The following is a 10617-nucleotide window of genomic DNA, read 5'->3' on the forward strand; positions in this document are numbered from 1 at the left end:
CAATGCCTCTCTTTTGCTATAATCCTTCCAATCTTCGCTAACTGTTCTAGATAAGAATAATATTTTCTTACCATCGCTGGACCACTTAACTTTTGATATACCTTGTTTTTGGCTAAATATTTCGTACTCCTCACCACCAATTTTTAAAATATTTAATGATACTTTTTTCTTTCTAACTCTTACAAATGAAATTAAATTATCATTATTAGACCAAGTTGGGCAGAAATCATTTTCACCTTTTGTTAAAGGATAGTAATCATTATTATCATAAATCCATATATTGCTTTTTAATCTATTTTTGTTTAAGTCATATTTTGACACTATGAAAAGAATTTTTTGTCCATTTTTCGAAATTAGAGGGTTAGAAACAAATAATAAGTTAGATAAATCTTCAGGTTTTATCTTTTCGCTCAAAATTCTCTCCCCAATAATATTTATAATAATGGAATAATAAGTTTTTACTACAACAATATTTATAAAATTTAAAAATTTTTAATTATTTATTATTTTTATTTTAATTTGGAATATACTTCCAACAATTCCAAACCAGATTTTACGCCTGCATCATTACTTAAGGGGCTATTTTCAAAGAACTCTTTAACTTCTTTTTCTTTATTTAATCCCAATATTGGTATGATCCACATCAAATTTCTACCTAATATAGCAGTTCCTTCGAATGCTTTATTTAATAAGTTAAACCCTTTTAACTTAAACCAATCCCAGAATACCTCTTTACCATTATCATTTAAAGCGGCCTGCATCAGATACAAAAGGTCTTGTAACTTTACATTGACTTCTCCCCATTCTAGAATTTTCTTTATTATTAATGGATCAGACATATACATCATTGATCTAAGGAATTTTAATCTTTCTGAATCTAGATCAGTAGTTAAGTATTTTTTACTAAGCGTTTCGAAGTCATTAGTAATTATAGCATAAGCAGTATATACAGCCTCTCTCATATCAGGCTCTAACTCTTTTCCAAACATGTTTGACAACTCTTGCGCAAATGATCTATCTAAAATAGCTAATCTTCTAGCCACCAAACCTTTTAAGTATTTTAAGTTGGGATCATCCTTTTTACTTAGTTCAGAATATTGATAATTATGATATTTTATCGATAGATCAATATAGGCCTTTTTATTTATTAAGCTTAATGTAAATAGCTGTGAAGATATTTCATTTACAGGTAAATATGATGTTTCTTTAAAGTATTTATCTATAACTTCTAAGTATTTTTCTTTATTTATTAATCCAGAAAGAAGGAAATTATAGTAATCATTTACTAATCCCCAAATTTCTTTTGGATTCATATTATCAATAAGTTCATTATCTAAATCATAATATACCCTGTAAAATCCCGATCTGTCTAGGTTTAACTTGATTGACTTTATATTGTCTACTTTTATATCAACCCTTTTTTCATTCATTAACAAATCCTGTCTTTTTCCATTTAAACTCATAGATATTGGAATTACATATGTTAAGTTATCAATATTCTTAGCCAAAGTAAATCTTTGCTGTTCTAATACTACTTTGTTACCATGTAAACTTACTTTAACATATGGATAACCTGGTTGCATTATCCAGCTATCCATAATTAATTTAACGGGGTATGAAGTTGTCGTTTGTAATGAATCCCATAAATCATTAGCTTTTGCATTTGAAAACTTAAAATGGTTCAAATAATTATTTAACCCTTTCCTAAAAGATTCTCCTAGAAAATATTCTATCATCCTTAATATGCTGGCCCCTTTTCCATAGCTTATATCATCAAATATACCTTCTATCTCTTCAGGGCTATTAACTTCTACGTGTATTGGATGGGTTGTAGATAATGAATCCCTTACCATAGCACCTCCTGTTTCGCCGCTTAGAAAATCATCCCATAAATTCCATGAAGGTATGAAGGAATCTATTGCTTTAAAGCTCATAAAAGTAGCAAAGCTTTCGTTTAACCATAAATCATCCCACCATTTCATAGTAACGAGATCTCCGAACCATTGATGAGCAATTTCATGAGCAACTACCTCGGCTACTCTTTTCATTTGACCTAAATCAGAATCCTTTGGTACTAATAGGGCCGACTCCCTAAATGTTATAGCTCCCCAATTTTCCATAGCACCAAAGGCAAACTCTGGAACAGCTATAAGATGCATCTTTGGCAAAGTATATGGTATTTCGAAATACCTCTCATAAAAATCTATCGATTTCATTGCTGCCCATGCAGCAAACTCTCCATTTTGAGATTTATTGGGTATCGTTGCAACAATTATTTTTCCCTTGCTAAGTTCTTCCCATTTTCCAATTCCTAAATAAATTAAGTAAGTAGACATCTTGGGAGTCTCATAAAAGGTAACAATTTTCTTATCCCCCTCTATATCAATTTTTTCAATAGGCATATTAGATATAACATGAAGATCTTTAGAAACTCTAACTTTTATTTTAAATGAAGCCTTATAGCTTGGTTTGTCAACACAAGGAAACATTTTCCTCGCATGAACAGACTCGAACTGCGTTGAAATTACATAGTCCCCATCATATTTTGCTTTGTATATACCCACCAATCTCTCTATAGCTTCTCCTTCAAAACCTACTTCTAAAACACCATTAAAAATGCCTGTTTTTATTATTACTTCATCTTCGGTTTGCTTAAAATCTACATCATTTCCATTTACTTTTACATACTTTATTTTTAATCCTACAGAATCTAAAACTACTTGATCATTAGTACTTAGCTCAATTTTTTCTATACCATCATATTTTGTTCCATTAAAATCCATAAATATATCATACTTATATACTTCAAATCCTTGATAATAGGCCATTTTTGCACCCAATTTATAATTTTAAAATCCTAGAATTTAAACCTAGTTTAATAAAATTGCTAAGATATTTATCGTAGTTAATAATATATGCTAAATAATAGCTAAAAAATCCTTATATTAAGAAAATCAGTAAAATTGATAGAAATTAATACATTTATTATTTTATTTAAATTTTTTAATTTATTACGTAATTAAGAAAAGCTTCTTTTTAACTTACTTTCTCCTCACCCTAAAGGAAGAGGGTTAGGTTAGAGTAGTTCATTGGTTTATTATCTATGGTCTTAATCTTCATCATTTTATTGCTAGCAGTATTTTTCTATTTTCTAACCCCCCCCCCGCTTAATTTGTCTATCAATGGACCAAGGCTGAGTCTTCAGTTAATTAACCCTATCCCTCATCACAAAGATCTTTTTGGATTCTGACCACTTTCCTGCCATGAAAGATTCCTTGATGTCTTGAGAATTATATCCCTTCATGTGTTATACTCTATTATACTATCTGGTATTGTTGGAGTAAAGTCGGCCCTCATTCTTTATCTTTTAACAGTTGACCTGAAAATATTATATTCTCAAAAGCAATTTTAGTTAGAGTAAAAACGTACATTTCTGTGATGATTACTCGGTTAACAGCTATTACAATTTTTTAACGTTTTTAATTTAAAAATATACCTTTCAGAGAAGTGGGCTTGTCATACTTTTGTAAAGCTTAGAGAAAAGTATAAACGCTTCCCATATATCCAATATAAAGGGTGAGCATATGATCAGAAAATACCTGTTAACAACAGCACTTATATTTATTATAATTGCAAGTATCGCATTACCATTAACTACAAAAGCCGATTACATTGATGAATCACAAAGTATCAATAACACTTACATAATAGTTTATCCAAATGCTATATCATTTCTATTCAATGGTACAAAATATATAAACACTGAAGGTAATGGAAGTTTAAGTTTGAGTTTGCTCTTTTTAAGCGGATCAAAGGTGTTAAAATTAAACGTTACAAAATCTACCGAAAATAATGAATACAGATTAAGCGAGTTCAAATATTATCACAATTCTAATGGTGGTGAGGGGCTATCAAATTATTCTTCTTTATATGAAAGTCAATATTTCAATATGACATCTAATGGTTATCTAAAAATAACTGCTAATCCATCAAACGAAATTTATTATATTAATATTTCAATTGCTGCAAGTTGGCAGGGATCATTTAATAATTCTAACGGTGAGGCATATAATAAATTGTATGGTAACTTTAACAACTTATTAAATAATAACGGTGAAAATGATGAGAATTCCATAAACTTCTACATGAATTCTAATAATTTTGCTAAATATATTCAAGGTATTAATTTTATTGAATTATCTAATCTTTCAAATGATAATTTATTAAAAGACCTAAACATAACTGGATTAAACATAACATATTACAGTGTTAATTTTAATCTAAACTCTATAAGTATAATAATAAATGCAACCTTCAATTCAACAGAAGCTACAAAAAACAACGCAAGCATGTTAGTTAATAGCCTAATTAATAACTTCCTTAAACCTAAATTTGCAAGGATAAACTCATATTGCATTAACAAAAATGGAATGCTCGACTTAAACCTATTTGCAAACACAAGTATTAATTTAACATCTATGTCTATGCCTTACAATTTTAATTTATCTTCATTAATATCATCTCTAAACATACAACCTATAAGTCAATTTAACTTATCTATAATTAAAAGAGCATTAAATGCTTCTTCTGAAATAATAAAATATATAAACGATAACTATGAAATAATTTTACCAAGTTCCTTAGAATTAAACATGACATATAATAACAATGATAGCTATTACAGCATCGAAACACCAAAAATTGCTTATAAAGGATCAAGTACGGCTAAGGAAAACTTGGTCAGTATTAATTACCTAATAGGAAATGTATCTGAAATACTACAGCAAAACGGTTTCAATGAGGCATCAGATAAAGTCTTATCTTTAAACAATATTCAAGTTAAATTAATTGGTGTTGGAGTAAAAGTTAAGCCAAATCAAACAATTATAGGCAACTTAAGCCAAGTTAGCGTAACTGTAAATAGTAATTCCAATACAACAACTCAAGAAGCTATAGGTGGAACATTAGCAGTAATTATATTAGCTGCTGTATTAATTATATTAATCAAAAAACACTTATAATTACCGGTGTAATTAATGCTGTATAGCAGAACATTAGCAATAGTAATTATTTTTTCTTTTTTAATCCTCGGATCCTTAATGTTCTCTCTATACGGGATAAGCAATAAATTAGATGAAGGGATAATAATAAAATCAAATTCTAATTTAATCTATTATATACCAAATGACAATAAGCAAATCAGTGTATTAAATAATAATAGCGAAACGTATATAATAATTGGAAAGACTGAATATCAAATTAATCAGCTAGAAAGTAATTTAGCTTGCAGTTACAAAGATTATTACACAGCTATATCAGGTTATTATAATAATCCTTCATTAACAATTTTTTATAATAATGGTAGTTATGTTATATACAACTTAAATGAATCACCTACAGCTCTTTATTGCACAAAAAATGAAGTAGTATTCTCTGGTCTCAAGCAAGTTAATCCATATATAGGCTTCCTAAATCTTAGCAATGGCTTATTAAAAATTTATAAAATAAACATATACTTAGGGACACCGAGCTATATAGGTTTTTATAACAATACATATTTCATAACATTTAACAATAATAATGCATTAATTTTTAATGTAAATAAAAGTTATGTTATATCTTATCCAACATCTGTTAATTTATATAGTACTTTTAGTAACAATGAAAGCATATACTTTATAGGCTCTATAGATAATAATTCAATATACGGATTTTTAAGTAATCCATTTAATAATAATTCTTTTGTTATTGGATTAAACTACTATCAAGGATATATTAATATTGGGGTAAGCAAGTTAAACGGATATTCATTGCTTTATAGACCTTATACCACATCGGCTTATATAATAACCGTAACAGAAAACAGATATATACATACTGCTATGATAGGTTTATCTTACCCATTCTCTTTATACAATTCAGGAACCTATGATAAAGGAATATGGTTAACTGGTTCAATAACAATAAACAACCAAAGCTATCAATTGGGACTATACATTAACGGATCAATTAATGGTTATATTGGATATAAACTTCCAGCTGCATATATATTAACATCATCCCCTATAGTGTCTAATGGATTCTTGAGAAAAGTTAATGTACATTTTGAGATAAACAGCGTAAATATAACTCAAAATGAAGTTAAATATGATAAAATTGCTGGTATATCTAATATAACAAATAACATCGAATTTCAATATTTGAAATTTTACATCAATAAATACATAATATTTGGAGAATACACTTTTATTTCTATTTTTATAGGTTTAATTGTTTATTGTGTATTAGCAAAAAGTTATAGGTGGAAATGTTTTTAGTAAAAGGGAGTTCTATATGATAATATTACATCAGTAACTTCCGGTCTCATTATATATTCTGGAGGTCTTTCTCCCTTCATGATTAAGTTTCTTATTTGAGTACCGCTAATCCTTATTCTATCATTTTCACTATGAGGACATATTTTTTCATTCGCCATAGCATTACATTTTTTACAATAAAATGCCTCCCTTATAAACATAGGCGTTATACCTAAATCTGGGAATTCTTCGAATATTTTCCATGCATCGTAAGGACCGTAAAAGTTACCTACACCTGCGTGATCTCTTCCAACTATTATATGAGTTGCTCCAAAATTTTTTCTTACTATTGCGTGATGAATTGCTTCCTTAGGACCAGCATATTTCATTTCCATTCTTAATATGCTAAATATATAGCTATCCTTTGGAAAATAATTAGTTAATAATGCTTTATATGTATCTACTATTACTTCATCTGTAAAGTCTCCTTTTTTCTTCCAGCCTAATAATGGGTTAATAAATAACCCATCTACAAAAGTTAATGCAGCTTTCATAACATATTCGTGACCTAAGTGAGGCGCATTTCTTGTTTGAAAAGCGGCTACACTTTTTATATTTAGATGATCAAACAAAACCCTAGTATCTTTAGGAAAAAGCCTTACTGATTCGTAGGGTTCTTTGATGTTTTTTAATAAAGTTATAGGTCCCGATAATAACTTATTTTTCATATCATAAACTTTATTAACACCTGGATGCTCACGAGAGGTTGTCTTATAAATATAGTAAGCATATTCTTTTTTATCCCATGAATATATTTCCTCTACTCTTATAATAGCTATGGCTTCACTGTTATGCATTAATGAAACCTCATCACCTTCCTTTATATCTTTCAATTCGTTTTCGTCAACATCCAATATAATAGGTATTGTCCAAGGTAGATCATTTTCTAACCTCATATTTTTAATAACTGATTCGTAATCATTGTAACCCATAAAACCTTCAAGGGGAGAGTAAATTCCGTAAGCAATATTTAATACATCGTATGCCCTACCATCATTGATATTAATCTTAGGCATGTTCTTTGACTCTTCTATTAGCCTATCTAAAGATTTTCCAATCCTTGTCCTATCTATGAGCTTACCTCCATGAGGTTTAGATACCATATAATCACCTAAATATATCCTAATTTCTTTAATCTTTCAATTATTTGTTTTTTCTCTTCCTCTGATATTGTTGAAGACATCTTTTCTTGTTCCATGCTCGAAACTACATCTCTTAAAACGTAAATAACAAATTGAGACACACTAGTAAATCCAGTATTTTGAATTAAATTCTTTATCCTATCGTAAAGAGTTATTGGAATTGAAACAGTTGTATATCTTGTATTAGGTTCTCCTATCCTCTGCTTCATTCTCTCACCGTATAATTAAATTTAATTAAGAGTTTAATAATATTTAATTAAGAAAATATATACATCACGATATTTGTTAAACTTATATACGTTGAAGTAAAAATATTAAAATCTAGTAAATCAAAAGCAAACATAGCAATTAAATGGAAGGGTAAAAAATATGAGATGCCTACAAAATGGATTAGTATTTTGGCTGACAGGTCTATCAGGTAGTGGAAAAACCACAATAAGCAATATTGTAAAAGAACTAATAAAGAAAGATGGAATTAGAACTGAAACTTTAGATGGGGATTGGTTTAGACAAAATATAGATCCTGAGGCTGGCTTCACCAAAGAGGAAAGAAGAAAACACCTAATAAAGGTTGCTAACGTTGCAAAGCTTTTAGCTAGAAATGGTATAGTTACTATTTGCAGCTTTGTATCTCCATACGAAGACGTAAGAAATGAAATAAAAAACATTATAAAAGAGGAAGCTAATTTTTATCTAATATATACAAAGTGTGAAATCGAGGAATGTATTAAGAGAGATCCTAAAGGACTATATAAAAAAGCATTAAAAGGAGAAATAAAAAATTTTACAGGTATAGATGATCCTTATGAAGAGCCAAAAAAATATGATCTATTATTGGATACTGTTAAAAATTCCGTTGAATATAATGTTGAAAAACTTTACAATTTTATAAAAGAAAAAATAAATGAAGTTGAGAATCAAAATAAATAAAAGTTTGAAATAGTTTTCGTAAAAATTAATTATATATACAATGTTAAAAAATCCTCTGATATAATTAAAATTGGACAATTAACTAAAATTTAAGAAGCTTGAGGGTAAAATAATGGAAAAAGTATCAGAAATAATTAAGCATAAAACAGACTTAGATGAAATAGAGAACTATTTATTGCACAAACCTTTTCACTACCATATTCTAATAAAAAAATCCTATATAAAAGAACCAAAAACTAAAGGCTATAAAAAATCTTTTGGAGAATATAATGGAGAAAAATTGGATTGGAGAAAAACTTTAATAGACGGAAGTTGCATACACATAAGAGAATATAATGATTATTACATAATCCACAGAGACAGAGTTAATCCAGATGATAATCTACTGAAGCATATTGCTTTAGATTCTTTGAAGGATCTCCCTCTAGTCTTACCATTCTTAATACCAATATTGCTATTAAGATATAATAACAAACTTATTATTAAGAAAAAATTAAGAAAATCCCGTAAATCTGTTTAAATGCAATCTTTTCTTATATAATAATTATCAATTTTTATAAACTGCTCTGGATTTGAAGGAGGGGCTAAATATTTTGTACAATCTTTTAATCCAGCCTCTAAAAAAGCATTGTTTCTATTTCTGCATGATTCACACTTTCCACAGTGATATTCTTCACTCAAATAGCAGCTCCATGTATCGTAAATAAAGTTACCAATAATATCATAGCATGATTTAAAAACATCGCTCTTCTTTAAACCTTCTTTACTTGGTGACCAGATTTCTATTCTTCTTTCTCCCCTAAAATGACAGATTTTAAATGAAGATTGCAACGATTCTATACACTCCGGACTGCAATCAGGATATAATGGCTCGTAAGTATCCTGCCTAGGCACTATATCGTTATAATGAGATCCATAAATCACGTAAACATTTTGATTGTAAGTTTCTGAAATTGTATATGCATATGCAGTTGCTATTGACAACATAACTACGTTTCTTATAGGGACAACAACATTTGGTTTATACGTTTCTTCTACTCCTATATTAATATTTGTTAATTGAGTATTTTTCCAAATTTCCGCCATAAAAGACATATCAATAACTTTATGCTCTACTATTTTCCCAAAATCCTTATTAGATAACGAGTTTAATTTTTCTACCATTTTCTTCGCTATTTCAGCCTCTTTAACGCCTTTCTGCCCATAAAGGAAGGTTAAAGCATGTACATTGCATCCTCTAGAAAGCCATAAAGCAGTATAGCATGTAGAATCAGGTCCGCCGCTCATCACTGATATAGCCCTACAAGGCTTATTTATAGATGGTTTCACTCCTAAACGGTACATTTTTTCACCTTAATTTTACATAAAACATTAGTTAATTTATATTTTTTGTTAAATTTATTATATTAGATTAAGGTTATGCTTATTATAAATATTAATCGAATTATTATAAATAATTTTTATAATAATTTATAATGGATCATTATATTAAAGTTTAGTTCACAAAAAAGCTTTAATAGTTTAATAAACAAATTAAGATAAGGTGCTCAATATGAGCCAAGATAAGCAGGCAGTATACATATCAAAGGAATTGTATAATAAAATAAAGAAATACCTTGAAGACCAAGGAACTTTTAATACAGTCGAAGAATTGATAGAATTTATGTTAAATGAACTTCTCCAACAATCTTCAAGCCAAGTTATGTCAAAGGAAGATGAAGAAAAAGTTAAAGATAGGTTAAAAAGATTAGGTTATATGTGACCTCTTTCAAGTCTTAAAGAGTTCTCAGCGAAGTTCATTGGTTTGCATCTTAACATTCATTTTTATCGCTTCATAGCTAGTCGGTCACGCTATTCAGATCTATTTCTAAAATAAGACCAAGGTCATACTTATACTTATTACTTTATCCTTAATACGAAAAATTCCCTTCCCTTTTCTTGAAATTGGTTAATATATTTGCTCTCCACGTTACAGTAGATAAACCATCTTTTTGGTATTGCAGTAGAAATCAGCTTTGTTCTTCATACATAAATAATTAGCAAGGATTATTTTATAATTTTACCTCAAGTATATTATATATTTTGTAGTAAAAATCCAGATTATAAAAGATAAAATTCATTAATATATTCATGAATTACCGTTTTTCTCTACACTTTCAATCATCTTTATTCATAATCAAGTGTAGAGA

The 10617-nt window shown here is 28.6% G+C and carries 9 protein-coding genes and 1 pseudogene; 5 read left to right on the forward strand and 5 right to left on the reverse strand.

Annotation, left to right across the window (positions count from 1 at the left end):
• A pseudogene (locus tag RXO53_RS06440) lies at nucleotides 1-414 on the reverse strand (S9 family peptidase); the annotation flags it as partial.
• A gap of 95 nt (nucleotides 415-509) precedes the next feature.
• A complete protein-coding gene (locus RXO53_RS06445; protein ID WP_410713421.1) occupies nucleotides 510-2828 on the reverse strand; it encodes a M1 family metallopeptidase in 2319 nt (772 codons plus the stop codon).
• Between the two features lie 756 nt (nucleotides 2829-3584).
• Here RXO53_RS06445 and RXO53_RS06450 point away from each other — a divergent pair.
• Nucleotides 3585-5021, forward strand: a complete 1437-nt coding sequence (locus RXO53_RS06450) for a hypothetical protein (RefSeq protein ID WP_410713422.1) — start codon at nucleotides 3585-3587, stop codon at nucleotides 5019-5021.
• Between the two features lie 15 nt (nucleotides 5022-5036).
• A complete protein-coding gene (locus RXO53_RS06455; RefSeq protein WP_410713423.1) occupies nucleotides 5037-6317 on the forward strand; it encodes a hypothetical protein in 1281 nt (426 codons plus the stop codon).
• Here RXO53_RS06455 and sat read toward each other — a convergent pair.
• Both sat and RXO53_RS06465 read right to left on the reverse strand, forming a co-directional pair.
• Nucleotides 6314-7459, reverse strand: a complete 1146-nt coding sequence (sat, locus tag RXO53_RS06460; RefSeq protein ID WP_410713424.1) for a sulfate adenylyltransferase — start codon at nucleotides 7457-7459, stop codon at nucleotides 6314-6316. The genes RXO53_RS06455 and sat overlap by 4 nt on opposite strands.
• Nucleotides 7460-7467: 8 nt before the next feature.
• On the reverse strand, nucleotides 7468-7707 hold the full coding sequence (locus RXO53_RS06465; RefSeq protein ID WP_410713425.1) for a hypothetical protein: 240 nt from the start codon (nucleotides 7705-7707) through the stop codon (nucleotides 7468-7470).
• 160 nt (nucleotides 7708-7867) lie between these two features.
• On the opposite strand from RXO53_RS06465, the gene cysC reads away from it, so the two are divergent.
• Together cysC and RXO53_RS06475 are read left to right on the forward strand one after the other, a co-directional pair.
• Nucleotides 7868-8428 (forward strand): adenylyl-sulfate kinase, encoded by a 561-nt coding sequence (gene cysC, locus RXO53_RS06470; RefSeq protein WP_410713426.1) that lies wholly within the window; start codon nucleotides 7868-7870, stop codon nucleotides 8426-8428.
• 112 nt (nucleotides 8429-8540) lie between these two features.
• Nucleotides 8541-8948 carry a hypothetical protein gene (locus RXO53_RS06475; protein WP_410713427.1) on the forward strand — a complete coding sequence of 136 codons (408 nt, stop codon included), beginning with the start codon at nucleotides 8541-8543 and terminating at the stop codon, nucleotides 8946-8948.
• On the opposite strand, the gene RXO53_RS06480 is transcribed toward RXO53_RS06475, so the two are convergent.
• Nucleotides 8945-9772, reverse strand: coding sequence for a 7-cyano-7-deazaguanine synthase (locus RXO53_RS06480; RefSeq protein ID WP_410713428.1), 828 nt, complete (start codon nucleotides 9770-9772; stop codon nucleotides 8945-8947). The genes RXO53_RS06475 and RXO53_RS06480 overlap by 4 nt on opposite strands.
• A 208-nt stretch (nucleotides 9773-9980) precedes the next feature.
• On the opposite strand from RXO53_RS06480, the gene RXO53_RS06485 reads away from it, so the two are divergent.
• Entirely contained in the window at nucleotides 9981-10190 is a 210-nt protein-coding gene (locus tag RXO53_RS06485; protein ID WP_410713429.1) for a CopG family transcriptional regulator, read from the forward strand.
• The last annotated feature ends 427 nt before the right edge of the window (nucleotides 10191-10617 follow it).

It is taken from the genome of Caldisphaera sp., from assembly GCF_046536515.1.
GTDB lineage: Archaea > Thermoproteota > Thermoprotei_A > Sulfolobales > Acidilobaceae > Caldisphaera.